This is a genomic window from Sporosarcina sp. FSL K6-1508, assembly GCF_038007465.1.
In the GTDB taxonomy this organism is placed as follows: domain Bacteria; phylum Bacillota; class Bacilli; order Bacillales_A; family Planococcaceae; genus Sporosarcina; species Sporosarcina psychrophila_B.
Genome location: NZ_JBBOXF010000001.1, coordinates 4,621,762 through 4,647,131 on the forward strand (window position 1 = coordinate 4,621,762; position 25,370 = coordinate 4,647,131).

At 42.3% G+C, this 25,370-nt stretch carries 23 protein-coding genes; 10 read left to right on the forward strand and 13 right to left on the reverse strand.

Going from position 1 to position 25,370, the window contains the following annotated elements; translation table 11 throughout:
• Nucleotides 1–79 precede the first annotated feature (79 nt).
• Together MKZ11_RS23555 and MKZ11_RS23560 are read left to right on the forward strand one after the other, a co-directional pair.
• Nucleotides 80–1,243: an amidohydrolase gene (locus MKZ11_RS23555; RefSeq protein WP_340796773.1), complete on the forward strand. Its 1,164-nt coding sequence runs from the start codon at nt 80–82 to the stop codon at nt 1,241–1,243.
• Between the two features lie 341 nt (nt 1,244–1,584).
• Entirely contained in the window at nt 1,585–2,124 is a 540-nt protein-coding gene (locus MKZ11_RS23560; RefSeq protein WP_340796774.1) for a competence protein ComK, read from the forward strand.
• A gap of 1 nt (nt 2,125) precedes the next feature.
• Here MKZ11_RS23560 and MKZ11_RS23565 read toward each other — a convergent pair whose 3' ends face one another.
• The 4 genes from MKZ11_RS23565 to MKZ11_RS23580 all read right to left on the reverse strand — a co-directional run bounded on the left by MKZ11_RS23565 (nt 2,126) and on the right by MKZ11_RS23580 (nt 5,290).
• Nucleotides 2,126–2,485 carry a hypothetical protein gene (locus tag MKZ11_RS23565; RefSeq protein ID WP_340796775.1) on the reverse strand — a complete coding sequence of 120 codons (360 nt, stop codon included), beginning with the start codon at nt 2,483–2,485 and terminating at the stop codon, nt 2,126–2,128.
• Nucleotides 2,486–2,779: 294 nt separating this feature from the next.
• Nucleotides 2,780–3,355 (reverse strand): nuclear transport factor 2 family protein, encoded by a 576-nt coding sequence (locus tag MKZ11_RS23570; protein WP_340796776.1) that lies wholly within the window; start codon nt 3,353–3,355, stop codon nt 2,780–2,782.
• Between the two features lie 75 nt (nt 3,356–3,430).
• Entirely contained in the window at nt 3,431–4,105 is a 675-nt protein-coding gene (locus MKZ11_RS23575; protein WP_340797100.1) for a response regulator transcription factor, read from the reverse strand.
• 27 nt (nt 4,106–4,132) lie between these two features.
• The gene (locus MKZ11_RS23580) at nt 4,133–5,290 is read right to left on the reverse strand and encodes a sensor histidine kinase (RefSeq protein ID WP_340796777.1); all 1,158 of its coding nucleotides are present in this window, start codon (nt 5,288–5,290) and stop codon (nt 4,133–4,135) included.
• A gap of 153 nt (nt 5,291–5,443) precedes the next feature.
• Here MKZ11_RS23580 and MKZ11_RS23585 point away from each other — a divergent pair, with 153 nt between their 5' ends.
• Both MKZ11_RS23585 and MKZ11_RS23590 read left to right on the forward strand, forming a co-directional pair.
• On the forward strand, nt 5,444–6,076 hold the full coding sequence (locus tag MKZ11_RS23585) for a YigZ family protein (protein ID WP_340796778.1): 633 nt from the start codon (nt 5,444–5,446) through the stop codon (nt 6,074–6,076).
• A gap of 156 nt (nt 6,077–6,232) precedes the next feature.
• On the forward strand, nt 6,233–7,288 hold the full coding sequence (locus MKZ11_RS23590) for an LCP family protein (protein ID WP_340796779.1): 1,056 nt from the start codon (nt 6,233–6,235) through the stop codon (nt 7,286–7,288).
• 210 nt (nt 7,289–7,498) lie between these two features.
• Here MKZ11_RS23590 and MKZ11_RS23595 read toward each other — a convergent pair whose 3' ends face one another.
• Nucleotides 7,499–8,542, reverse strand: coding sequence for a glycosyltransferase family 4 protein (locus tag MKZ11_RS23595; protein WP_340796780.1), 1,044 nt, complete (start codon nt 8,540–8,542; stop codon nt 7,499–7,501).
• 262 nt (nt 8,543–8,804) lie between these two features.
• Here MKZ11_RS23595 and secA2 point away from each other — a divergent pair, with 262 nt between their 5' ends.
• Both secA2 and MKZ11_RS23605 read left to right on the forward strand, forming a co-directional pair.
• Nucleotides 8,805–11,171: an accessory Sec system translocase SecA2 gene (gene secA2 / locus MKZ11_RS23600; RefSeq protein ID WP_340796781.1), complete on the forward strand. Its 2,367-nt coding sequence runs from the start codon at nt 8,805–8,807 to the stop codon at nt 11,169–11,171.
• The gene (locus tag MKZ11_RS23605; RefSeq protein WP_340796782.1) at nt 11,168–12,070 is read left to right on the forward strand and encodes an accessory Sec system S-layer assembly protein; all 903 of its coding nucleotides are present in this window, start codon (nt 11,168–11,170) and stop codon (nt 12,068–12,070) included. The genes secA2 and MKZ11_RS23605 overlap by 4 nt, the downstream gene beginning before the upstream one ends.
• Before the next feature lie 264 nt (nt 12,071–12,334).
• Here the strand turns inward: MKZ11_RS23605 and MKZ11_RS23610 are convergent, their stop codons facing one another.
• Nucleotides 12,335–12,826, reverse strand: a complete 492-nt coding sequence (locus MKZ11_RS23610; protein WP_340796783.1) for a C40 family peptidase — start codon at nt 12,824–12,826, stop codon at nt 12,335–12,337.
• Nucleotides 12,827–13,038: 212 nt separating this feature from the next.
• On the opposite strand from MKZ11_RS23610, the gene MKZ11_RS23615 reads away from it, so the two are divergent.
• The gene (locus MKZ11_RS23615) at nt 13,039–13,413 is read left to right on the forward strand and encodes a hypothetical protein (protein ID WP_340796784.1); all 375 of its coding nucleotides are present in this window, start codon (nt 13,039–13,041) and stop codon (nt 13,411–13,413) included.
• Between the two features lie 677 nt (nt 13,414–14,090).
• On the opposite strand, the gene MKZ11_RS23620 is transcribed toward MKZ11_RS23615, so the two are convergent.
• The 4 genes from MKZ11_RS23620 to MKZ11_RS23635 form a co-directional block, all read right to left on the reverse strand.
• Nucleotides 14,091–15,311, reverse strand: a complete 1,221-nt coding sequence (locus MKZ11_RS23620; RefSeq protein WP_340796785.1) for an IS110 family transposase — start codon at nt 15,309–15,311, stop codon at nt 14,091–14,093.
• 228 nt (nt 15,312–15,539) lie between these two features.
• Nucleotides 15,540–15,695, reverse strand: a complete 156-nt coding sequence (locus MKZ11_RS23625) for a hypothetical protein (RefSeq protein WP_340796786.1) — start codon at nt 15,693–15,695, stop codon at nt 15,540–15,542.
• A 181-nt stretch (nt 15,696–15,876) separates the two neighbouring features.
• Nucleotides 15,877–16,203, reverse strand: coding sequence for a hypothetical protein (locus MKZ11_RS23630; RefSeq protein ID WP_340796787.1), 327 nt, complete (start codon nt 16,201–16,203; stop codon nt 15,877–15,879).
• Nucleotides 16,204–16,357: 154 nt separating this feature from the next.
• A complete protein-coding gene (locus MKZ11_RS23635) occupies nt 16,358–17,059 on the reverse strand; it encodes a glucosamine-6-phosphate deaminase (RefSeq protein WP_340796788.1) in 702 nt (233 codons plus the stop codon).
• A 310-nt stretch (nt 17,060–17,369) separates the two neighbouring features.
• Between MKZ11_RS23635 and MKZ11_RS23640 the strand changes: the two genes are divergently transcribed.
• Genes MKZ11_RS23640 through MKZ11_RS23650 form a run of 3 tightly spaced genes read left to right on the forward strand, consistent with a single transcriptional unit; the run spans nt 17,370 to nt 19,698 of the window.
• The gene (locus tag MKZ11_RS23640; protein ID WP_340796789.1) at nt 17,370–17,516 is read left to right on the forward strand and encodes a cytochrome c oxidase subunit 2A; all 147 of its coding nucleotides are present in this window, start codon (nt 17,370–17,372) and stop codon (nt 17,514–17,516) included.
• A 23-nt stretch (nt 17,517–17,539) separates the two neighbouring features.
• Nucleotides 17,540–18,043, forward strand: a complete 504-nt coding sequence (locus tag MKZ11_RS23645; RefSeq protein WP_340796790.1) for a cytochrome c oxidase subunit II — start codon at nt 17,540–17,542, stop codon at nt 18,041–18,043.
• The gene (locus tag MKZ11_RS23650) at nt 18,043–19,698 is read left to right on the forward strand and encodes a b(o/a)3-type cytochrome-c oxidase subunit 1 (RefSeq protein ID WP_340796791.1); all 1,656 of its coding nucleotides are present in this window, start codon (nt 18,043–18,045) and stop codon (nt 19,696–19,698) included. Before MKZ11_RS23645 ends, MKZ11_RS23650 begins: the two co-directional genes overlap by 1 nt.
• Before the next feature lie 285 nt (nt 19,699–19,983).
• On the opposite strand, the gene MKZ11_RS23655 is transcribed toward MKZ11_RS23650, so the two are convergent.
• The 3 genes from MKZ11_RS23655 to MKZ11_RS23665 form a co-directional block, all read right to left on the reverse strand.
• Nucleotides 19,984–21,297: an NAD-dependent malic enzyme gene (locus MKZ11_RS23655; protein ID WP_340796792.1), complete on the reverse strand. Its 1,314-nt coding sequence runs from the start codon at nt 21,295–21,297 to the stop codon at nt 19,984–19,986.
• Between the two features lie 145 nt (nt 21,298–21,442).
• Nucleotides 21,443–23,344 carry a sensor domain-containing phosphodiesterase gene (locus MKZ11_RS23660; RefSeq protein WP_340796793.1) on the reverse strand — a complete coding sequence of 634 codons (1,902 nt, stop codon included), beginning with the start codon at nt 23,342–23,344 and terminating at the stop codon, nt 21,443–21,445.
• A gap of 285 nt (nt 23,345–23,629) precedes the next feature.
• Nucleotides 23,630–25,330 (reverse strand): methyl-accepting chemotaxis protein, encoded by a 1,701-nt coding sequence (locus MKZ11_RS23665; RefSeq protein WP_340796794.1) that lies wholly within the window; start codon nt 25,328–25,330, stop codon nt 23,630–23,632.
• Nucleotides 25,331–25,370: the final 40 nt, after the last annotated feature.

Sequence of the window (25,370 nt, forward strand, 5' to 3'; positions counted from 1 at the left end):
TACCATTGTCCCTCATCGAATGTTTGCTATAATGAAGTAGAAACATTCAAACTAGTGGCATTTAGAGAGGGGTAATCGATTGAGAGAGCAATTATTCGAAAAACTTGAAAGCGCTTACGAGGATATGGTCGTTATTCGCCGTCATCTTCACATGAATCCTGAACTATCTTTCAAGGAAAAAAATACTGCGCAATATATATATAATTTTTATGCTGAACTTGGGATTGAAGTACAGCAAGGGGTTGGTGGTAATGGAGTTGTAGCACGGGTATCAGGCGGAAGGCCAGGCAAGACAGTCGCACTGCGTGCAGATTTTGATGCCCTACCGATTCAAGATGAAAAAGATGTACCCTATAAATCGACTGTTCCCGGTGTCATGCATGCCTGTGGCCACGACGGGCATACGGCAACGCTCCTCCAGCTTGCAAAAGCGTTTCATGAGTTGCAAGAAGACCTTACCGGTGAGTATGTCTTTATCCACCAACATGCGGAAGAGTATGCCCCAGGCGGTGCTATTTCGATGATTGAAGACGGTTGCCTCGATGGGGTCGATGTCATTTTCGGAACGCATCTATGGTCGTTGACACCTTCCGGGACAATCGAATATTTAACCGGTCCTGTCATGGCAGCCGCCGACCGTTTTGACATTATAATTCAAGGCGCCGGCGGTCACGGTGCAGCTCCACATCAAACGAAAGATGCCATTGTCATCGGTGCCCAACTGGTTATGAATTTACAGCAACTCGTTTCCCGACGCGTCAATCCAATCGATTCCGCTGTATTATCCATTGGATCATTTGTCGCACAAAATGCTTTCAATGTCATAGCCGATTCAGCAACATTGGGTGGTACAGTCCGAACATTTAATCCAAAAATTCGTGACTTAATGGAACGTGAGATGAAACGTGTCATTGACGGAACTGCACTTGCAAATGACTGTACCATTGATTTTGAATATGTACGCGGATATCCTGCCGTTGTCAATCACGAAGCTGAGACGGAATTTCTAAAAACTGTAGCAGAAAGCATCCTTAACGTAGAATCTGTCGTCGAATCAACGCCGCAAATGGGTGGCGAAGATTTTGCGTACTATTTGGAAAAAGTACCTGGCACGTTTTTCTTCACAGGTGCAAAACCGGAGCATCCTTATCCGCATCATCATCCGAAATTCGACTTTGATGAAAGCGCAATGCTTCTGGCCGCAAAAACACTCGGGGCTGCAGCAATCGATTATCAAAAATAAGAAAAGTGCTGGAAGGCTTTAAGCTAAAGGCGCTCGAGCTAGACAACAAGAAAAGCGCAAGCGCCTGATTAGCTTGAAAAACTTATAATTTCTTATTCTTTATGAAAATGATGGCCTTCTCACTTAAATAGGTGAGAAGGCCTTTTTACTATTGGTCAATCATAAAAAGTCCTGTAAACCCATTAAAGACCGCTTAATTCAGCCCCAAAAAACTGTATATTCGACAGGTTAATGGAACCAACAGACAAAATAGTACATATTAACCAACAAAATGGTTGCATTTATAATTTTCTGACTTATAATGTGATTTTAAGACTAAAAATTATAAGGGGTGCATTAATTTGGGGAAAAAGAATGAAAATGGAAATTACATTGTTTCCTTCGACACGTTTATGTTACAACCTGTAATCAAAGGGAATAAAATTTCAACAAATGTCGTCGAACGAAACGGCGAATTCAGTGTTCCAAGAAAGCCCATCCACATTGTTAGAAAGTCCTGCGATTTTTATGGAGGTTCTTTGCAAAATTCAACAAATACAGCGAAACTTGCGCTAGGCAAACGACATAAAACTCCGATTATCGTAGCTCATGACTTTGGGGTACCTTATATCTTCCTACCTACCATGTCTCCAGCTTCTGAACAGAATGTCTGGATTTCTTACAGTGCAATCGAAAATATAGAGCAAGACAATATGGACTCTATTATCCATTTAGAAAATAATCGTTCTTTCAAGGTGAATATTTCAGCCGCGACTATGTACCGTCAATATGCAGTCGCTACTCTTCTCGAAAAAAACTTCTTGAAGAAACAAAGACAGCTAAACAGACCTTCCGTCTTTGAAGAGTTTGAAGATTATAATGACACTGAGGACGACGATTGACTTAACTTTCGGCCATTGCAAAGTATATGCCTAACAGTTCTTCTGTCCGATTGCGGAGGCGGACGTTCAAATAGCGTCTGTGATCTTCATAGCCGCCGTGCATAAAAACATACTCGGTGAAGGTGGCGTCCGTTTTCCTCCGTATGACTTTCATGTTATGGCGACGTAAATAGATTTTAGTTTTCTTCAGTTCGATCCGTGCAAACTTTGCAGCTTCGTCAACAAGCTTGACATAAGGGCCTTTCAGTTTGAATGAACCTTTTTCAATTGATTCCCGATCTCTCGCTAATATAATAAGAAGCATCGGCAAATAAATCATGTTCTCAAAATACGGCAATGCCTCCGCAGGAATTAAAGGCATTATAGTCACTCCTCTCTCCAAGTAGGAACGTTAGTTCGCACACCTATTGTATGCCCGCATCATTGAAAAAACAACCTACAAATTTATGGAATTTATGCTTTTACTTGGAGGAGGATTGCCCAATGAGGGATGAAGTTCAATCCCACTCATTGCATGAGTTGTATCCTATAGCCCTAAGCGCTAGATACTGGACATGAATTATCATCTTTCGCAGGTTATCCATAGTACGAGATTTTAATAGCTCTTGGAACAAAAAAAGACTTTCGGCCAAAAAGCCGGAAGTCCTACATAATTTCACTCTTGTTTCTCTCCATCATCACCAATGTAATGCACGGATGCCACTTTCCAGTCGCCGTCATTTTTCGTAAATACGGTCACTTGTCTGCCAGTCGGCTTCGTTACAAGACCTGTGGACAATTGTTTATACGTTGTCGTCAAATTTGAAAATACTTGGGCTTCCGTATCAGAGTATTTCACAATAGTTACATTCGATACTTCACGCTTTAGCTCATACTCCTTGAAATGGTCTGCCATAAAGGCGCGTTCTTCCTCAAGATCATAGTCTTTCGCTGACAGCGTGGCCAAATAGCCATCGAGATCCTGCTTATTCAATGTCTCCATATTCCTGTCAAGTACAGCTAAAAGTTGTTTTTTCTCATCAGCCGGAACACCAGACGCTTCTTCTATCGTCTCTCCCGACAAGCTGAATCCCACTTTTTTCTCATCCACACCATGATTGATCGAGCCGTATTCATTTGTTGCTTCACCGTCATTGACAGAGCCCGTTTCAACAGGGCCTCCTTCATCCTTACCACAAGCACCAAGCAGTAAAAGGACTGACATACTTATAGGGACAATCATCTTCTTCATCTTTTTTCCTCCCGAACAGGTAAAAAGGCCGCTCCAACTGGAAGGCCTTTCTCCTTTTTTTGAACAAAATCTAATTTATTTCACTTCGACCCAACCATTTTTAATCGCAGTTACAACCGCTTGTGTTCGGTCATTTACAGCCATTTTCTGAAGAATGCTTGAGACATGATTCTTGACTGTTTTTTCAGAAATGAATAGCGTTTCTCCGATTGTCCGGTTACTTTGCCCATCTGTCAACAGTTGCAATACCTCACACTCACGTTTAGTAAGTAAGTGAAACGGCCGACGGATATCATTTTGCTGGAACGATCCTTTATGTTCACGTTCGCTTAATCTGCGGAACTCTGTAACGAGATTATGCGTCACTTTCGGATGGAGGTATGAACCGCCCAACGCAACAACTTTAATCGCTTGAACAATCGCATCTGCATCCATCTCTTTTAACATATAACCGAGTGCACCTGTTTTCAGTGCATGCGATACATACGATTCGTCATCGTGAATCGACAACATAATTACCTTTGCGTCAGGAAACTCTTTAACAAGATTTTCAGTCGCATCGACACCATTCATGCGCGGCATGTTAATATCCATGAGGACAACATCCGGTTCGCACTGCCTATAAAGTTCGTTCACTTCGCCGCCGTCGTCTCCTTCGGCAACAACTTCAAAAGAATCTTCAAAATCAAGGATTCTCTTTACCCCTTCACGGAATAATTGGTGGTCATCTACAATTAATATTTTTGTAATAGTCATAGTCATTTCCTCCCCATGCATCTAGTCATCAATTATTTCACTCTGAAGTGGAATCTGGAAATGGATTATCGTGCCATTGCCAGGCGTTGAAATTATTGTCATCTTGCCTTTTAACAACTCAATCCGTTCCCGCATTCCAATCAAACCGAATGACTTATCTTTCACTTCATTTTGATCGAATCCTTGTCCAGTATCTTTGACGATAATATTCATTATATCGCGAAGCCATTCAGTTTTCACCCAAATGTCCTTCGTTTTCCCATGTTTCAATGCATTTGAAACGGATTCTTGCACAAGCCGGAATACCGACACTTCGAAGTTCGTTTGAAAACGCAATTCTTGTCCGATGTTTTGAAAATGAATTTCGACACCTTTTTCGTATTCTTCGATTGTCGATAAATACTTTCTCAATGTCGGAATCAGACCAAGATCGTCAAGCGCCATAGGCCGGAGATCATAAATGATACGACGGACTTCATGGAGCGCATTTCTCACCATGCTCTTAAGGTCTGCCAGTTCACCCAGTGCAGGTTCAGGCCCTTTTTCGACATAAACCTTTTCAATCAATCCGGTACGGATCAACACATTTGCTAACATTTGTGCAGGTCCATCATGAATGTCGCGAGATAGTCTTTTACGTTCCTCTTCCTGTGCCTGGATAATTCTAATGCCAAATTCTTGTTTATGCCTTGCGGTTTCAAGTGCCTCGCCAACATTCTTTAAATCCGTTGTCAAATAGTTAATGACAGTTGCCACTTGGTTGACAAGATGATCCGCCCGGTCGATTGTCTCAAGTAGCTCTACAAGACGTCTGTCTAAGTCATCCCGGCGGGCGCGAAGTTGCTTCTCCTCCATCCGGTTAATGGATAGTCGGACAAGCAAGTCATTTGCCACTTCATAAGCCTCTCTAACTTGTTCTTCTGTAAAATTCATGAAGTCTTTTGAAACATCTGCAAGTCTTCGGCGGGAATGACGCGTCATATCTTCCAAATAGTCACCTTCTGTTATTGCCCGGGAAATGTCGTTTTTGACTATTGTAAGTTCATTTTTCATATCTTCAAAGCTTCGACGGCTTTGTTCACTTATAATAAAGATATCGTTCTTTGAATGATCCATAGCACGGACCATGCTATTGAAGATGGTTTCAAGCGTTTGGATATCGATTGTATTTTCCTTCAATAAGTTCCCTCCCGCCTACAGGCCCGAAAATTGACATATATACTAATAAGGAGTGTTGTAGGAATAATGATTTCCTTCCGCACTTTGTTTATTATAGCATCATAGTACCCACTTGATATTAAGATTGTATTACAAGTAATGGAGGTGCCGCAAATGCGAGCAGATTATACTACAGTGAAAAATTATGGAGAGAGTGAATTGATTATCCAAAAATCCAGATTTCTTACCTTCGTGAAACGTGCCGAAACGGAGGATGAGGCCCTTGACTTCATTCAAGATATTAAAAAAAGACATCATAATGCCAATCATAATTGTTCAGCCTATATGATTGGCGAGCACGATAACATCCAAAAGGCAAATGACGATGGTGAACCGACGGGAACCGCGGGTGTACCCATGCTTGAAGTGTTGAAAAAGCAAGGACTGAAAGATACCGTCGTCGTCGTGACACGCTATTTTGGAGGGATCAAACTCGGTGGCGGTGGGTTAATTCGTGCGTATGGCCGCGCAACGACTGAAGGCATTGCAGCCGCATGTACCGTCGAAAGAAAACTTCATTATTTGATGAAAGTAACTATAGACTATACATGGCTTGGAAAAGTCGAAAATGAAATAAGACAATCCCCTTATCCACTAAAAGAAATTTCTTATTCAGATGGTGTTAATCTATTCGTGTACGTTCCGGTGGCGGAAGCAGAGACCTTCACAGCATGGATGGCTGAGCTGACGAATGGACAGGCGGGAATTATGTCGGCCTCTAGCGAATTTCTCGAATTCGACAGCTAACTAAAAAAATAGTATAATAGGAAAGATCGTGGTCATTTATGTCACGAAGCCTTGTAACCCGTAATGTTGTCTTTGCTCTTTGACAAGTTGTGTCAATTATATGATCAGCTATGAAAAAAGGGAAGTTTTACATAGCCGATTCCGGAGGAACTAGAAATGAAAAGAAAAGATTATAAGAAACAGAAGAAATCGTCTGGTAAACGCTTAGCTATAAAAGTTGCGCTTCTTCTTACGCTTTCCTTATTTCTTGTTGTTGCGGCCTATGCTGCTTCCTTACAGAAAAAAGCAGAAAATGCGGCAGTTCGTGCATATGAAGTTGTCCCCGACCGACCTAAATCTGAAATTCGCGAAGTGAAAGTCGAGCCTGCAAGTGACAATGTTTCCATTTTATTCATCGGTGTCGATGACAGTGAAGCACGTCATCAGGGTGATAGCAACAGCCGATCGGATGCACTCCTCTTGGCAACGTTGAATCCAAGAAATAAGTCTGTGAAACTGGTCAGCATTCCGCGTGATTCATATGTTTATATTCCCGAAGTCAAGTACAGGGATAAAATCACGCATGCCCACGCATTCGGTGGAACCCGTGCAGCAATTGAAACAATTGAAGAATTATTCGAAATCCCAGTCGACTACTATGTGAAGATGAATTTTAACGCATTCATTGACGTCGTCAATGCAATTGGCGGTATCGAAGCTGAAGTCCCATACGATCGAATTGAAAAAGATGAAAATGATAAATACACGATACAACTCAAAAAAGGTTTACAGCAACTTGACGGTAAACACGCACTTGCACTTGCACGGACACGTAAACTCGATACCGATGTCGAACGCGGGAAACGCCAGCAAATGATTTTGCAGGCAATTATGAAAGAAGTCGTCTCAGTGAAATCAGTAACAAAATATGGCGATGTCATTGATGCAGTTGGTGACAACATGAAAACCGACATGACGTTCGATGAAATGAAATCGTTCTTGGAATATGTTAAAGGCGGTATGCCACAAGTTGATACACTCAGTTTGAAAGGCTACGATGATATGTCCACGGGTATTTACTACTGGAAGCTAGATGAGCCTTATCTAGCTGAAGTGAAGAAAATATTGCAGTCACATCTTGGCCTCATCCCCGACTCATCCAGTCTAACTGACAGCAGTTCGACCATGACTGGTTCAGGTGAAGAAGCTTTAGAAGATAATTTAACTAACTGATACAAAAAGAATCAGGTAAAAAATACACCTGGTTCTTTTTTATTTCCAAACATACATATTTCAAAGAAAAATGGCCATGCTACCTTAATGTAAAGGAGCATGGCCATTTTTTCTGTGAAATTAAGAAAGTATAAGTTTTTTAAATCTGGAACAGTGTCTAGACTTCACGCATTAAGCACTTTTCTTATTGCCTAACTTTAAAAGGATGTATTACTTCCCGATCATCCGTACAAGATTTAGCAACGGACGATAGTTTGTGCCGGCTAGACCAATTACTTCAACGAATAGTTCAATCGCAATCAGCATAATTACAATAAGCAGAATCGCCCCCCATACTGTCGCTTGTGAGAACAGCACAGCTGCAATTCCAAACAAAATCGCCAATCCATAAATGACCAAAACAGTCTGCCTATGTGAAAAACCGCTGCGTAATAAACAATGATGTAAATGTGATTTATCCGGAGCCATAATAGGCTGTTTTGTGCGTATTCGGCGAACAATCGCGAAAAATGTATCAGAAATTGGGATACCCAATATAATAACCGGGATAATCAATGAGACGACTGTAATGTTCTTAAATCCTAATAATGCCAGAACTGAAATCATAAAGCCTAGGAACAAGGAACCGGTGTCCCCCATAAAGATTTTTGCGGGATGAAAATTGAAAAATAGAAAACCGAGTGAGCTTGCCGCAAGAATCGAAGCCGTAGCAACAACGAATACATTTCCCATTATCATCGCCATTACAGCAATTGTAATAAGTGCTATCGTCGATACACCCGCCGCAAGTCCGTCCAATCCATCTATAAGATTTATGGCATTTGTGATGCCGATGATCCAAATAATTGTAATTGGGATACTTAAGTAACCAAAATCAAATTCGCCAATGAACGGTAAATTAATAACTTCAATATGCAAGCCGCCCCATGCGACAACGATAACAGCTGCAGCCAATTGACCAGCAAGTTTCGCTTTCGCGGTAATTTCTAGCATATCATCGAGGAAACCCATGACGATGATAATAAAAGCGCCTACAAGAATTCCAGCAGCATGTTCATTTGACGGAAGTAATATCGCATAGCCAATCAAAAAAGCACCAAATATAGCAAGGCCGCCAATACGCGGCATAACAGATGCATGCACTTTCCGGTAATTCGGGCGATCGACCGCTCCAATCCGGAATGCCAATTTAATGACAAGCGGAGTAAGTAAGATGGACGCTAGAAATGCAGCAGCCATTGCAAGGAATAACATGTCCTTCCTCCTTATAATAAAACGCTATTTTATCAAACCAACAGTATTATAGCATAGTTAGAAGAGTAAAGCACTTTACTAGAAAACTCTTTCTTCTGAGTACTTCTATTCTTGTTCTTATCTTTCCCTCATCTCCCCCGAGCTATCCCATATCTTCTTCCTTATATATGTAGATTTCAGCTCAAGGTAGTCATTTCCCATTCTTTTTGGTAAAATGGGGACGGGTCCTTTAAAGGGATCGGAAAAAAGGAGCGTTCATCCAATGCTATCAATATTCAAACGTTCAAATCAGACGAACGATCGACAACTTCGAAAATACCGCAAGATTGTCCAGCAAATAAATAAATTAGAAGCTACATATGAGCCTATGTCAGACGAACAACTGATAAGTATGACAGATACATTCAAGGATCGAATCCAATCCGGGGAGAAAATTCAATCGATTATCCCGGACGCGTTTGCTGTTGTACGCGAAGCATCCAAACGGGTTCTTGGTATGCGTCATTTCGATGTCCAACTCATTGGCGGACTTGTACTGACAGAAGGAAACATTGCTGAAATGCCGACAGGCGAAGGGAAAACATTAGTCGCTTCCCTGCCTTCTTATGTGCGTGCACTTGAAGGTAAAGGCGTCCACGTAATTACAGTAAACGACTATCTAGCAAAGCGTGACTATGAACAGATTGGTCAAATTCACCGTTTTCTTGGCCTCACAGTGGGACTGAATGTACCAATGATGCAAGGTCCGGCAAAACAAGCCGCTTACAATGCTGATATTACGTACGGGGTAGGAACTGAATTTGGATTCGACTATTTGCGCGATAATATGGCGCAGCAAGTAGCCCAAAAAGTTCAGCGTCCCTATCATTTCGCCATTATTGATGAAGTCGACAGTATTCTCGTAGATGAGGCAAAAACTCCCCTTATTGTAGCGGGTAAAATGCAAGCGGATGCGGATCTTCATTACATTGCCGCACGTCTTGCAAAACGATTCAAAAAAGGCGTCGATTTTGATTTTGACGATGAAACAAAAGCAACTTCACTTACCGATACAGGAATCGAGAAAGTGGAAAAAGCATTTGGCGTCGATAATTTATACGAATTAGAACATCAAACCCTTTATCATTACATGATTCAATCATTGCGTGCACATGTCATCTTCGAACGTGATGTTGACTATATCGTTAAGGAAGACAAGATTGAACTTGTCGATATGTTTACAGGACGAATTATGGAAGGGCGCACACTTTCCGACGGTCTTCACCAGGCAATCGAAGCAAAAGAAGGTCTGCCAATCACTGAGGAAAACAAAGCACAAGCACAAATTACAATCCAAAACTATTTCCGGATGTATAAAGAACTTTGCGGAATGACCGGTACGGCGAAAACGCAGGAGAAAGAATTCCGCGAAGTGTACGGCATGGAAGTCATTCAAATTCCAACAAACCGCCCACGCGCACGTATTGATTCACCAGACCAAGTATACAAAACAGTTGAGCAAAAATATAAAGCGATGGCAAAAGAAGTCGCTGAGCGCAATAAAAAAGGACAACCGGTTCTCGTCGGTACCACATCCATTTTACAATCGGAAAAAGTGGTCGAGTATTTAGACGAATATAAGCTCAACTACAACTTGCTGAACGCGAAAAGTGTTGCGCAGGAAGTAGATTTAATCTCGCAGGCTGGACAACTCGGTCAAATTACAGTCGCTACAAATATGGCTGGACGAGGAACTGATATTGTACTCGGGGAAAATGTCGAAGAAATCGGCGGACTTTTTGTACTCGGTACTGAAAAGCATGAAAGCCGCCGCGTCGATAACCAGCTACGTGGCCGTTCAGGGCGCCAGGGCGATCATGGTGAGAGCCGTTTCTTCCTTTCTCTTGAGGATGATATGTTCAAACGGTTCGCCAAAGATGAGCTTGAGAAGTTCCTCAAGAAAGTGACGACAAACGAAGACGGTCTCGTGCAGAATCCTGAAGTGGATGAACTGACAGAACGGACGCAGCGCATCGTAGAAGGCGCTCACTATTCGATGCGTGAATACAACTTAAAACTTGACGACGTCATCAACGATCAGCGAGAAGTCGTCTACACGCTTCGTAATAACGTTATGGACCGCGAAGGCATCCTGGATCAATTGAAAACGATGCTTTCTGAAACGGTTGAATTCGTTGTCTTCGATAGTTGTCCTGATGAAGAACCTTCAGTCAACTGGGATTTCGAGCGCATCGAACGCACAATGAACAGCTTGTTATTGGAACCTGTCTCAATTCCGCATACGCTTGAAAAAACGGCAGAAGTGCTAAAACTATATGAAGCACCACTCGCTGATTTATTGAACTTTATTGATTCATTTGCAGACAATGAGCAAATCAATCAGATGATTCCCCAAGTAATGCTATCTCATATTGATGCAATGTGGGTCAAGCATTTGGAAGTTATGACACGCCTCAAGGAAGGCATTGGACTTCGTTCGTACGGACAAGAAGACCCGATGCGTATCTATCAGCGTGAAGGACTGGAACTGTTCGGTCGTCATTACCAAAAACTGCGCCGTAGTATCGCATCTGAAGTTATCGGCTTTATGAAACTCATTATGGAACAACAACAGGAGGCACAACAATGAAACTTTTCTCATTTTTTAAGAAAACCGAAAAAACTGGGTCAGACAGTACAATCGGTTCCGAAGAAATCATTGACGGTGTAAATGCATCGACAAATACCGATGAGGTCGAAACTACGCTTTCTCTTCATCCAGAATGGAAAGTTCCACAGGAGCAAGAGTACGTTTTCCGCTTCCTTTCAAATGAACTTGAACCACTTAAACCGAACCAAATTTCCCTTTCCGGAATCGATATCGACGTCGAGCCCGCAAACGGCAGCTGGCTCGTTAAAGCATTTTTCCGTTCTTCACTTGACCAACAGATTTCTGTCGGATCAGTTGAATTAATGTTGCTTGATGAAGAAGGTAAAACGCTGGCATCCGATGAATTCGATTTGAAAGAACTCGGCGATATCCCGGCACGCAGTGCAAGACCATGGGTGTTCGTCTTCACAAAAGATAATATCTTTGCGGAACAGCCGCCTACGGAAAACTGGAAACTAGCATTCAATGTCCAGTCAATGGTGCCTCATAAACTGGAATTGGAACAAGCATGGGAAGACGGTTTAACGGAAGAGCAAAAAAACGGACTAGAAAAAGTCGTCGAAGGCCTTCCGAAATTAAAACCGCGTGAAGTAAATATTAGCGGATTCCAAGTGAAACAGCAGGATGACGGCGGTATCGCAGCATCTGTATTTATCCGTAACGGTCACTCGAAACAAATCAATATCGAGAAGCTTCCACTTGAACTAATTGATGCATCCGGCGATCTAGTTGCGAGTGGTTCATTTGCTCTAGATCCACTTTCTGTGAAAGCCAACACTTCAAAACCATGGACATTCATCTATCCAAAAGAACTGATTCAAAAAGAAGAGCCTGACTTGTCACGTTGGACAGTTCGTGTACCACAACAAAACGCTTAAAAATAAAAACGAATGTGGCTACTATAGAAGGGATCGTACCCCTTCCTTCTGATCCTCTGAGCATTCGATGCCAGGGGCCTAGACAGCAAATCACTTTATGGTAACCTATTCACAGAATCAGATTATCTAATTTCCTATATATCAATAAAAGGCTGCATATCCAAATCAGTTACTACCTGATTCGGGTATGCAGCCTTTTTTATAAAAAAATTAAAAAATGACAGCGCCAAGTGCCCTCATCAGGACGCTTAGTACTGTCATTTTTTATTTCGCTGAAGCGATTGAGTTCACGCCCGTGATGCGTTTTGCACCTACGTAGCGCGAGCCCCAATAATGAGGATCATTTAACTTATCAACACGTACACCTTTTGATGTCGATGCATGTGAAAACTTACCATCACCTATGTATATGCCAACATGCGAAACCCCTTTGCCTGACGTATTGAAAAATACGAGGTCTCCGGTTTCCAAGTTCGCTTTATTAACAGTTGTACCTGATGCGTGCATGCTAGCTGCTGTACGTGACACGTGGATATCGTTCTGCTTAAAGACGTATGAGACATACCCTGAGCAGTCAAATCCTTTTGTTGTTGTGCCTCCGTAACTATACTTAACCCCTATAAGACTTGTTGCTGTTTTTGAAATAGCAGCCGTTTTAGATGAAGCTTCGGCTTGTCCCGTGAATGGTGCAACTAGTAATAGAAATGACATTGCAATAATCGTAATTGTCGTTTTCATCGTAAATGTAAGTTTCATGTGTTCCCCCAATGGCTTAATTTATCTGAAAAACTATCTGTTACAACCTTAACATGTTTGAAACACCCCTTATATTACAGTTGTGTAACAAGGTCGTTACACAAAACGCAATAAAGTAGTTTTTTGAAACATAATAGCTTTTTCATAAGGTTTATAGTTTATAAGAGAGGGAATTTAGTTATATAACATCTATTTTATGGGAGGCGATTGAAGTGAAACACGAAGATGACTTTTCGGAAGATACGAAAGAAACATTTCTTGAGACACAAGAAAAAGCCGGTCACTGGGTAGGTAACGAACAAATCGAGAAAAAAATTACCGGCCGAAGTTATATCCGCGATCCTTTTCTTGACCCTGCCGCAGGTGATTACGAACCCATTCAAGAAGATAGCCGATTCCATGTATCAGAAGACCGAGAACGGAGTCCCGTTGGAGAAGATAGAATAACGAAAAACAAAGTCCCACCCTCTGACCTCTTAAATGAACAAATCGATGAAGATCAACGAGTATTACTTGAAGAACAGCAACGTGGCGATAAAATTGAAGAAATCCGATCTACTTTTGGTGCATTGGATAAACATAAGTAAATTCACACATGTTGATTAACCAAAAGAACCGGTAAAATAACTTGGGTGTTCTGTGTACAGATGCTTTTGGATCGCTTTAGATGAAAATGACATCTATATCATTACCGAGATTTTTTGATGTATAGGGATGCGACAAAGTCGTATCCCTATACATTTTTTCGGTAATGATATGGTGACCGTTCCTTCGCTACTCTCCAAAGATACAATTTTGGTTGCTCAAATCTTCTCTACTATATATGCTGAAATAAAGACTCCCATCGAATTTGCTGCGGCGCTAGGGGATGCCTCCCGCCCTAAGTAAGGGTGCTGAAAAAGTACGATTTCCTTCAATCCCGTTGATTTCCTTTCCAAGCAGACGCTTTCTTACCTCTAGTCAAGTAATTTCTAAAAAAATTGGTGGGGGAATAAAGAATAGCCCAAGGCAATTGCTTTTCGTTCCAGCGCTCGCTTTCCGCGGGCATGGCTTGAGCCTCCTCGTCCGCTTCGCTCCCTGCGGGGTCTCAAGGCTCATGCTATTCCCGCAGGAGTCGAGCGCTTCCACTACAAGCAACAAGAGAGAAATCAAGAAAGGATAGGAATACGTGGGGTCTCCGCTAGAGAATTTAAGTAGCACAAATAAACCTGACGATTATCTATTTTTTCGAAAGGTCTTCTGTGCTATAGTTTGGATATCCTTATTACGAACTGGTTTGGGCTGCTTCGTAATCAAAAAGGACTCTGTGTTGAATAAGGTGAAATGCGACTTTCAAGAACTTATTCACACAAGCTATGACCGCAACCTTATGAGGTTTCCTCTGAGGTTGCTTTTTTAAATGATCATAATAGTCTACAATGGTATTCTTCGTTCGTTGTCGCAAAGAAATCATGGACATCACCATGAAATATAGGATTTTTCTCAACCTACGGTTCCCTCGCTTATTTATCCGATCCTGGTACTGCAGCTTCCCGGATTGATACCGTTGGATATCAATTCCTGCGTAGGCATTTACCTGTTTCGGATTCTTGAAGCGACGGATATCCCCCAATTCTGCGATAAGCCGGACTGCTGTAGGTGTTCCGATGCCCGGAAAGGATACAAGTACTTGGAAATCTACACGTTCTTTGGAGAGTGCCACCATCTGCTTAATGATTTCATTCTTCTTTTGTCTTAGCTCTGCTATACGGGCTGCGTCTTCTTTTAAGTGCAGGCACCGAACATCGTCCTGTTTGATAGCTGGATACGTGTCTTCTGCGGCAATGAGCAGTTCCATCGTTTTCTCTTCTGCTTTGTGAATCGAGAGGTGCTTATAAGTGGCTTGTTTGATGTTTTTCGCAATTTCTTCCTTTGACTGACCTTTTAGACAATCTGGATGGGGATACAATTGAACCACATTTAAAAACAAGACCGACCTTTTGGAGAACACCTTTTCCAGTGCTGGAAAACTCAGCTGTAGAAAGGCGTGTAATCGATTCGCATACTGCTGAATCTCTTTCTCGACATCGTCGTAGTAACGCCCCAACGCACGCATTTGTTCAAAGTAGGCCTCCTGGACATACGTTTCTTCACGGTCAACCTTAAAATGGGACTTGGCTAACTCATGTGCGTCACTAATGTCTGTCTTATTTCTGCGCATAGAGGCCATTTGCAGCTTCGCTTGTAGGGGATTTAGCCTTTTGTATGGATAACATTCCTCCTTAAGAAAGCGTTCCAGTCCTTGTGAGTAGACCCCGGTAGCTTCAAACACGATCTCAGGTGTTCTGCCAGATTGTTCTTTCAAATTGTTCAACTTCTCTTTTAGCCACATGAACCCAGTGACTGTATGTTCCATTTCGCCCTCGAATCGGCAATGTTGATTGTGATCGTACACCACCATTGTACTTTTTCCCATACTCACGTCAAAAGCAACTACATTATTCATCCTACATCCTCCTCTTATGTTTCATAGAAGCCTTCACATTGCCTTATCGATTCCACTTTCTTATACACGATCTCGAAGATCCAACATACTAAACTGATTCAAATAAGGATGTGAAGTGAGTCGGTTTCCTTATACGAATTCAAAGATTCCAGCGTCCGCACGACTTCGCTTCACTTCTACCATAAAAAATAGTAGCACAAACCATGGCCATGGTTTGTGCTACTAATGTTAGTATGTTTCCGCGGGCACAGCTTCAGCCAATCGAACTACGAAGGGTTCGATTGGCCGTATTTCTGCGTTTTTGGAAAAAATTAAGGCATCATTTCCTCGTGCTCCCAACGCTAACGCTTTTCCTGCGGAGTCGCCGCTCTCCATTACAATCAACTAGTTCTTACTAAAAAAAGAACTTTTTCAGTGGCTTCCCCTAAGCCAAGCAGCTTTGCCGCCATTCTTATAGCTTCGGCTCCCCCTGAATATGCGCCTTCGCTCATTTTATACACCAGATTCAATAGTTCAACATATATAATTAGATTCAAGAAAGACTCACTTCAGTTTGCAGATCTCATCACAGATAACGAAATGCTCTTTCTCGCATAGACAATCCAGCGAAGGCGCGACTTCGTGGTAGCCGGAGCGATAAGACTGAAAGTGCTTTCCTTTCCGGCTTATCGTGGGAGGCATCCACAAAGCGCCGAAGCGGTATTAGCAGGATTTCTAATGCATCCCTCATGTATTGGAACATTCGTTGATCACATTCAATCGATTTATGGCACGCCTGGTTGCAGGTCTCATCCCCGAAAACGAAATGCGCTTTCTCAACTTGACCATCCAGCGAAGGCGCGTCTTCATGGGAGGCATCCACAAGCGCCAAAGCGTGTACCCTGGGAAACACTTTGTTCATTCTATAATAATGGACATTTTTTTAGCTTAAAAAAACTAGTGCGGTAGCTCAAGCGGTATTCAATGAAATCTTTAACTAAGCGTACCAATTTAAATAAAGGTGAGTGCCTACTAACTGTAGGCACTCACCTTTATTTTTTTCTTCATTAAATTTCAAGATCCGTAATGACAGTTACATCATCATGGCGAAGCAATTTCGTAATCGGCCATTCAACAGTAACATCGCCTTCAAGCAATTTCGTAATCGCTGCGCGTTTTTTCTCACCAAATGCAAGTAAAACCAGCTTTTTCGCACCGAGAATCGAGCTGATTCCCATTGTTAAAGCCGTTTCTGGAATCTTTTCATCATTTTCAAAGTACTGGCTATTCACACCCAATGTCGATTCAGTTAAACGTGCTACATGAGTGACTGAATCAAAAGATGTCCCCGGTTCATTGAAAGCGATATGCCCATTCTCCCCTACTCCAAGCAATTGGAGGTCGAGTGGATACTCTTGTAAAAGTTCTTCATAAGCTTCACATTCTTCCGCCAAATCTTCCGCCATGCCGTCTGGAATATTCGTTTTTCTAAATTCCTTTTTATCAAAAAGATGTTCATTCATAAAATAGGCATAGCTATTCGGGCTCGATGCCGGGATTCCAATATATTCATCCAAGTTAAAAGTAACAATATTTGTAAAGTCAAGATCTGATTCGATCCATTTATCGTAAATAGGCACCATCGTACTTCCCGTCGCCAAGCCAAGAACGTTTAGACGTCCACTTTCAAGTTCATCTTTAATAATTTCATAAACCTGCTCAGCGCCTTGTGTGGGGCTTTCAACTTTTATAAGTTTTAGATTTTTCATATGGATCAACCAACTTTCATTAAGATTTTGCTCTCGCTTAATTGTAATTTCTTGAAACAGTCTGGTCAACTTTAAGGGAATTCAACATGGCGATTACCTGATTAATTCTTGTACATTCCATGTCACTGAAACTTTACTCTATACAACCGACAATAGATTTCGTCAAAAGTATGAAGAATGCGTGACCAATTTGTGACATCAGACCCCCTATCTAAAGGCATAGGGTTTTCCCTAATTCCCATAATACTCCTTGTGACTATGATAAAGGTAAGACGACGAATTCACTTCGCCGCGAAAAGGAGGTGCACCAATGGGAAAAGGAAATCCAAAGCAACATCAGCCCAGTCATCATGATTCTTCCTCTAATTTGAAAGGGACTTTCATTGCTGTCATGTTGTTAGGTGTTTTTATTCTGGTAGCTTGGTTCGGTTTTTATGCACTATTTCTATCTAGATAATACTTACGTGAGGAGGGATACATATGAATTTGCATAAGTTTGAAAAGATTTGGCTTGTTTTCGGAATGGCTTCACTTGTCCTATTCCTACTTATTATCGGCTTTGCTGCTTTCTGGAAAGGAACTCATCCGCAAAGTCATATTGAAACAATCGATCCACAAAATGTTGAAGCACATGACGCATTTAAGCCTGAAAATCTAGGTATCCGTGAAGTGGCTGATGGCAAATACATCGTCAATATTGTCGCTTCAGCATTCAACTATGATTTCGGCAAGGACAAAGAAGGCAATACTGTTAAAACGATTCGCGTACCAAAAGGTTCCACTGTTCTTTATCAAATTACAACAAAAGATGTTGTCCATGGCTTCCAAGTGGCTGGAACAAATGTCAACATGATGGTCGAACCTGGTCATATCAGCCGATATGAAACGGTTATGAAAAATGCGGGCGAATTCACGATTGTCTGCAACGAGTACTGCGGCATCGGTCACCACCAGATGTACGGAACAGTGGAGGTGTATGAATAATGACTACAAATCAATTACCGCTTTCTAAAAAGGATTCCAGATTATATATGGCATTTATGTACGTGACTTATATAGCCCTCCTTGTGGGAGGCCTGATGGGACTATTACAAACACTCGCGCGATCCGGCAAATACACATTGCCTTTCAACATCAATTACTATACAATCCTGACTGTCCACGGCGTCATTCTCGGTCTCGTTTTGACAACTTTCTTCATCATCGGATTTCAGTTTTCGCTCATGGGAAAAACAGTTGGTATCTCGGATAAACAAAGGAAAATTGCCTGGCTATCATTCTGGGTTATGGTCGTTGGGACCGTTATGGCAGCGACTACGATTCTTGTAGGAGAAGCATCCGTATTGTATACGTTCTATGCACCACTGCGAGCACATCCTGCATTTTACTTTGGCCTCGCTTTCGTTATTATTGGCAGCTGGATTGCAGCGTTCGTCAACTTCCGTCAGCTCTATGTATGGAAGAAAGCACATAAAGGCGAGAAATCACCATTACTTGCATTCATGGTTACAATCAATATGCTGATGTGGTTCATTGCTACCATCGGGGTGGCAACATCTGTCATCATCCAGTTCATCCCCTGGTCACTGGGCTATGCTGAAACGATTAACGTTCTGCTGAGTCGGACATTATTTTGGTATTTTGGACATCCGCTCGTTTATTTCTGGCTACTCCCTGCTTACATGGCATGGTATGTCATTATTCCTAAAATCATTGGCGGGAAGCTATTCAGCGATTCACTTGCAAGAATGGCCTTCATTCTGTTGCTGATGTTTTCAATTCCCGTCGGATTTCATCACCAGTTAACAGAACCGGGTATTGATCCGACATGGAAATTCATTCAAGTTGTGCTGACATTCATGGTTGTTATTCCCTCATTGATGACAGCATTCTCGATTTTCGCTACATTTGAACTAACAGGTCGTAAGAAAGGGTATAAGAGCCTCTTCGGCTGGTTTAGGAAGCTTCCTTGGAAAGATGTCCGCTTCCTTGCTCCGTTCATCGGAATGGTGGCATTCATTCCCGGAGGTGCCGGTGGTATCGTTAATGCTTCCCACCAGATGAATGCACTTGTTCATAATACAATATGGATTACGGGGCATTTCCATTTAACTGCAGCAACGACAGTTATTCTTACGTTTTTCGGGATTACGTATTGGCTTGTCCCGCATTTGACAGGCAGAAGACTGACACCGAAGTTGAATAAACTCGGAATCATCCAGACCTTTATCTGGACGATCGGTATGACAATCATGTCAGGTGCCATGCATATCCAAGGATTACTCGGCGGACCACGTCGATCTAACTTCTCTGAGTATGCGGGCGGCGAACAAGTTGCAACGTGGATTAATTACCAAATTGCACAGGCAGTCGGGGGAACGATCCTTTTCATCGGAATTATCTTGATGGTCTACATTTTCATTCAGCTGACGTTCTTTGCACCGCGCGGCGTTGAAGAATTCCCGATTGCTGAAGAGGAAGTAAATGCAGAACCGACACCTAAGATTCTTGAAAACTGGTATTTGTGGATTGCGATTACGATTGGTCTGATTCTATTCGCTTATACGATTCCCGTAATCGATATACTGAAACATTCACCGCCAGGTTCACCGCCATTTGACTGGCCGATTGGCAGATGATCATGTAACTGAAACAGCCCTATTTTCTAAATTTCCCCAGATGATTGGGGCTGTTTTTCGGAGTTAGTCATGGCTCCTCTACAGTTGGTCATAACAATCCACAAATCTATCAGGGCAAACCCTAATTTAGTTATCCCCATTAAGAAAAGAGCAAGCGCCTTGGTAGAGGCGCTGGAGCTAGACAATGCTCCAGATTGAAAAACGTATACTTTCTTATCTCTATAAAAAGAGCCTTCCACCGGATTACATTCCCGGCAGAAAGCTCTTTTTATTTCAATCTTTTATTTATAAGTTGTTTGCAACTCGTTCAACTGCAGCTGCTACATTGTGGTGGACATTTGGATCGAGCGGATGCGGAACGAGATCGCCCGGTTTTGTGCTTTCGACAATTGCTAGTGCTGCAGCGATCAACATTGGATATGTAATTTCCTTTGCATGCGCATTGAGCGCCCCCCGGAAAATACCTGGGAATCCAAGGATATTGTTGACGAGACGGCCATCTGCCGCAAATGCCGCGCCCGCCGCAAGTGCGTCTTCCGGTGCAATTTCTGCGTTCGGATTAGACAAGGCCAAGATGATTTGTCCCTTGCGTACCAACTCTGGTTTGATAAGCCCAGCAACCCCTGTTGTCGCTACAATAATGTCGCATGTTGCCATCAATTCTTCAAGAGAATCAACGATGGTGCCGCCATGGCTGGCAAGTCTCTCCCGCGCAACTTCATTGCGATCGATACCGCGCATCTCCTTCACACCATATGCCATGAGCATACGGCTGATTGCTAGACCCGCTGCACCAAGACCAATTTGTCCGACAACCGCATCTGAAAGCTTAACATTCGTCTGTCGACATGCGGATATGACAGAAGCCAGCGTGACAACAGCTGTACCGTGCTGGTCATCGTGCATAACAGGAATTGACAGCTCTGCTTTTAGCCGTTCTTCAATTTCGAAACAATGCGGTGAACCGATGTCTTCTAGCAATATACCGCCGAATCCTTGATGAATATGTTTTATTGTTTCAACAACCTCATCCGGATCACTCGTATTAAGCAAAATAGGAATACCGCTAATCCCAGCAAATTGATCGAATAAGACAGCCTTTCCTTCCATTACAGGCATTCCAGCGACGGGTCCGATATTCCCTAGACCTAAAATTGCAGTACCATCTGTTACGATTGCAACGGTGTTTGATATTCCCGTGAAATATTTTGCCTGTTCCGGATCATTTTTGATAACTTCACAGACGTTCGCTACGCCTGGTGTGTAGACGCGACGCAGATCGCCAAGCGAACGGATTTCCATGCGGCCTTTCATATGAATCTTTCCGCCTTCATGTGCTTGCAATACATCATCCGTTACAGCATGGACGCTAATTCCTTCGCCAATTTGGTTGACAGCGTCCACAATCTGCATCAAATGCTCTTCACTTACACATTGAATTGAAATATCTCGTATCGTTGATAATGTTCCAACTTTTATAGTCTGAATATCACCAATATCTCCATCTAATTGCCCGATAGCTAACGCGACTTTCGCGAAATTCCCCGGCACCGAAGGCGTCTCGATGATTAGATTACGCATGAATTGAACTTGTTCCATTTTAAAACCTCCTGATTATACTACCCTTGCATCATTTTACACGGTTAAGACCAGGTCGTAAATGATTTACTTTCTTATATTAAGAAAAGCGCAATCTAGCACATGAAGTGGGAAATTACGGCATCTATTCTTCAATTGTACTTGCCTATTTTACAGGCAAGTACAACTTCTCTTCCCCTATGAACAATGCCATTAGTCTATTTATTTCTTCAATGGGCAACGGTTTGCTAAAATAAAAGCCTTGGATATCATCACACCCCATTGCTCTCAAACTATTCCACTGTTCTTCCGTTTCAACACCTTCTGCAATTGTACGAAGACCTAGGCTTTGTGCAAGACTGATAATTGTTTGAATGATAGCAGTACTCTTTGGATCTTCATCCAACGTGCTAATAAATTGACGATCAATTTTAATTTCTTGGATGGGGAAATGCTGCAAGTAAATGAAAGCAGAATAGCCTGTCCCAAAATCATCAATTGAAATTGCAAAACCACAATCGCTCAGTTTATGAATCCGTTTTTTTACCGCAACATGATCTTCTAGCGCGACATTTTCCGTTATTTCCAAAATAAGTTTTTGCGGATCGACACCAGTCTCATCTGCATATCTCATCAAACAAGCTGGAAGTTTAGGATGAAGAAAATGCCGTGGCGATAAGTTGATAGAAACTGTGAAATGTCCTTGTCCCTGCTCTTTCCAGATGGCTAATTGATTAAATGCTTCTTTAATGACCCATTCACCGATTGGCGTTATAAGCCCAGTGGATTCGGCAAGTTCGATGAAATCTCCCGGGAAGATTAATCCGCGTTCCGGATGTTGCCATCTAATAAGCGCCTCAAATCCAATTACTTCTCCAGAATTGCAATTAACTTGAGGTTGATAAAACAGCCTGAACTCATTGAAATCCAGTCCTTTTCTCAAATTCATTTCGGATAGCATTGTTTCTTTCATGGATTTCCTCATGCCCGTTTTATAGACACCCCGTGCTTTACGGGGTGACTTGTTCCGCCCCATCCCGAGTGCCATCTGGGCTGCTTGTAAGCCTTCCTTCACATTACTAACATGATCGGGAAAATACGACACACCGTAGCTGAATGTCATATACACTTCCTGTCCACCAATATCCATCGGTTCCCGCAGTACTTGGGCGACGAAATCCAAGTTCATTTCGCGCGTCGCCCGATTCCCTGTATATGGATAAAAAATAATGAAATGGTCGAAGCCAATACGGCCGGTTAACGCCGGTTCAGGAAACAAGAATTGCAGTCGCTCTGCAGTTTTCTTCAGTACTTGCTCACCGCCGTCATAACCAAGCGCCCCTTGCACTTCCGTAAACTGATCGAGGACCATATATATAAAAATACCGCGCTCTTTTCCAGTCAAAGACTGTAATTGTTGTGTCGCTTTTTCTGTGAATGAATGCTGATTGTCAAGTCCTGTCAGGGTGTCAGTGAATGCGAGTTTATGCACATGCTCTTCCACTTCAAGCCGGTAAAGCCGGTCAAACAAGAAGGCAAGCATATCGGCCAGTGATGCAATGACAACTTTATCAAACGTTGTCCACGAACGTTTTTTTTCTGTTTCGCAACAAAGCACACCGCCGATTCCTCTACTTAAAAGGATTGAGGCATCTAAAATTGAACTAATGGGTATCTGTTCTTTAAAATATGCCTTTTCAAAATCACGCGTAGCTTGATTCGCCATTACATCTTCCACCGCTAATGTTCGCTCACGCTGAATCGCTTCAAAATAGGAAGGGACATCCGTTTGCAATAGAACGTCGCCTGACGCCTGATTCGAAGTCTGGTGATCACAAATCATTTGAGCAGTTAATGATGTCCTGTCCTCATTAAATAACCAAATACTTACCCGATTGCACTGCATCACTTCTAGAATTCGGTTACATGTTTCTTCTAGAATGGGTTTAATTGAATCACTTGTCAGCTTTAATTGTTTTGCCTGCGAAAAAAGTAATTGCTGTTGTTCATGAAGTTCTTCTAATACCGAATTTGCCGACTCAATTGACATCTCAATAGAACGTTCCATATGTTCCCCTCCTTTTCAAATGCGACCAATATCTTACTTTGACTATGATTAAAGTATCTATTTAATAGAAAACAGTTCCCATTCAATACATCCCGAATCAAGAACTGTCTTACTATATATGTTGAAATAAAGAATCCCATTGAACCCACTGCGGCGCTAGGGGATGCCTCCCGCCATAAGCCAAGCAGCTTCGCCGCTAGTCTTATGTCTTCGGCTGCCCCTTGTAAGGCGCCTACGCTGTACTCATTTGTTCAACGTATATAAGACTGAATCTTATTGCCTTTTTTAGCTCAAGTCCCGGTTTTCTTCGATTGCAAACCGATTCACAGATGTTTCCAATGCTTCAGAAAGTGTTGATAGCTCACTGGCAGCTTCTCTCATCGCTTCGACTTGGAAAGACGTCTGTTCGGCAGATGCTGTCGTTTGTTGAACTCCTGCCGCAGACTGCTCGGCGATTGAAGCGACTTCAGTCACACCACTTGTCAATTTGCCGCCGATTTCCTCAAGATGATCTAGATCTTCAGACATTTCAGCCGTCAATTTATTCATTTCGGAAGCAAGTTTTGAAATTTCTTCAAAGACAACGCCTGTATCAAGCACTTTCTGCTTTCCATCAGTAACACTTTGATAGCCGCTTTCAAGAGCTTTTACTGCATGTGAAGATCCTGCTTGAACAGCGTTGACAATTGTTGTAATTTCACTAACAGAATTCGCAACCTGTTCCGCAAGCTTTTTCACTTCATCTGCAACGACAGCGAAGCCTTTTCCATGCTCACCTGCTCGTGCTGCTTCAATTGCCGCATTAAGCGCAAGCAGGTTCGTTTGTGCAGCAATTTCACTAATGACCGTTACGAGTGACGAAATCTCCTTCGTCTGATTATCCAGCTGTTTAATTGTTTCAACGGACTCAGTGACTACTCCATAAATTTCATTCATCTGGTGAACGGAACTATCCATCATTTCGTTTCCACTCACTGTCCGCTGTAAAATTGCTCGTGAAGATTCTACAACTTGTCCACCGGCTTCGTTTGCATGTTGAACTTCCTCAAAAAAAGTACCGACCATTTCCGCCATATTCGAAGCAGTATTCGCCTGTGCTTCAGATCCAGCAGCGAGTTGCTCCATCGTTGCTGCGATTTGATTTGTGGAGTCACTTACAATCTCTGACGTATCGGATAAATTTGTACTTCTATTATTCACTTGACGTGAAATCGTTAAGGTATCAGCTAAAATACGCTGCATTTCTTCTCTCATTTTATTAATAGAATGGATTTGTTGTCCAACTTCGTCTTTCAGTTTTGTTACAAGAGGAGGATCGTTCAAAACCCCTTCTGACATCCGTTCCATTCTGCGGGAAACCGCTATGACCGGTCTAGAAATGCTTCGTGCCATATAAAAACTAATTAGGATGGCTAGTAAAATAACTACAATCATTATGGCGAAGTTTACCTGTTGTATTTTTTTACCTTTTTCCACATTCTTAGTTCCATCACTCATGATTCTATCTTGTCTTGATATCGCAAGGGCATCGAACCCTTCCATCAATTCATTTGCAAGCGGCTCTGCAATTTCATGGTCAAGACGCTCAGCTTCCTCTTGTTTCCCAGCTTTGACAGCTGGAAAAACCTGATTCGTCAACGTTTCTCGCCATTCGATACTATTGGCGATTAACCCCCTTACTTCCTCCGAGTTAGTATTCTGTTCAAGTTCATCCTGAAGGGTCACACTTACTTCCGTTAATCGGTTGAACTCTTCGATATATTTATTATCCCCATACATGATATAACCCCTTGACATAGCTACCCGCTCCGCTATATTGAAAGCTAGCCTTGAATCAGTAATAAGCATCGGTAATTGCTCATTACTGATGTCATTTGATGTTTCAACAAGACCCTTGATTCCTGTGGCTCCATTCAGACCCAGCAACGTTGCAAGAATCACGACCACTCCGAAGCCTGCCCATATTTTTGCTCGAATTGTTTTCACTACTTCATCCTCCTACTATTCACTTCTATATTACAAAGCA

Excerpts from the sequence above, each read along its gene's own strand:
- MKZ11_RS23595 (WP_340796780.1), bottom strand. The coding sequence starts at position 8,542 with ATGTTATTCCTTGCAATGGCTGCTGCATTTCTAGCGTCCATCTTACTT.
- MKZ11_RS23645 (WP_340796790.1), top strand. The coding sequence starts at position 17,540 with ATGAATTTGCATAAGTTTGAAAAGATTTGGCTTGTTTTCGGAATGGCT.
- MKZ11_RS23570 (WP_340796776.1), bottom strand. The coding sequence starts at position 3,355 with ATGAAGAAGATGATTGTCCCTATAAGTATGTCAGTCCTTTTACTGCTT.
- MKZ11_RS23635 (WP_340796788.1), bottom strand. The coding sequence starts at position 17,059 with ATGAAAAATCTAAAACTTATAAAAGTTGAAAGCCCCACACAAGGCGCT.
- MKZ11_RS23655 (WP_340796792.1), bottom strand. The coding sequence starts at position 21,297 with ATGGAACAAGTTCAATTCATGCGTAATCTAATCATCGAGACGCCTTCG.
- MKZ11_RS23640 (WP_340796789.1), top strand. The coding sequence starts at position 17,370 with ATGGGAAAAGGAAATCCAAAGCAACATCAGCCCAGTCATCATGATTCT.
- secA2 (WP_340796781.1), top strand. The coding sequence starts at position 8,805 with ATGCTATCAATATTCAAACGTTCAAATCAGACGAACGATCGACAACTT.
- MKZ11_RS23590 (WP_340796779.1), top strand. The coding sequence starts at position 6,233 with ATGAAAAGAAAAGATTATAAGAAACAGAAGAAATCGTCTGGTAAACGC.
- MKZ11_RS23660 (WP_340796793.1), bottom strand. The coding sequence starts at position 23,344 with ATGGAACGTTCTATTGAGATGTCAATTGAGTCGGCAAATTCGGTATTA.
- MKZ11_RS23585 (WP_340796778.1), top strand. The coding sequence starts at position 5,444 with ATGCGAGCAGATTATACTACAGTGAAAAATTATGGAGAGAGTGAATTG.
- MKZ11_RS23620 (WP_340796785.1), bottom strand. The coding sequence starts at position 15,311 with ATGAATAATGTAGTTGCTTTTGACGTGAGTATGGGAAAAAGTACAATG.
- MKZ11_RS23565 (WP_340796775.1), bottom strand. The coding sequence starts at position 2,485 with ATGCCTTTAATTCCTGCGGAGGCATTGCCGTATTTTGAGAACATGATT.
- MKZ11_RS23610 (WP_340796783.1), bottom strand. The coding sequence starts at position 12,826 with ATGAAACTTACATTTACGATGAAAACGACAATTACGATTATTGCAATG.
- MKZ11_RS23605 (WP_340796782.1), top strand. The coding sequence starts at position 11,168 with ATGAAACTTTTCTCATTTTTTAAGAAAACCGAAAAAACTGGGTCAGAC.
- MKZ11_RS23650 (WP_340796791.1), top strand. The coding sequence starts at position 18,043 with ATGACTACAAATCAATTACCGCTTTCTAAAAAGGATTCCAGATTATAT.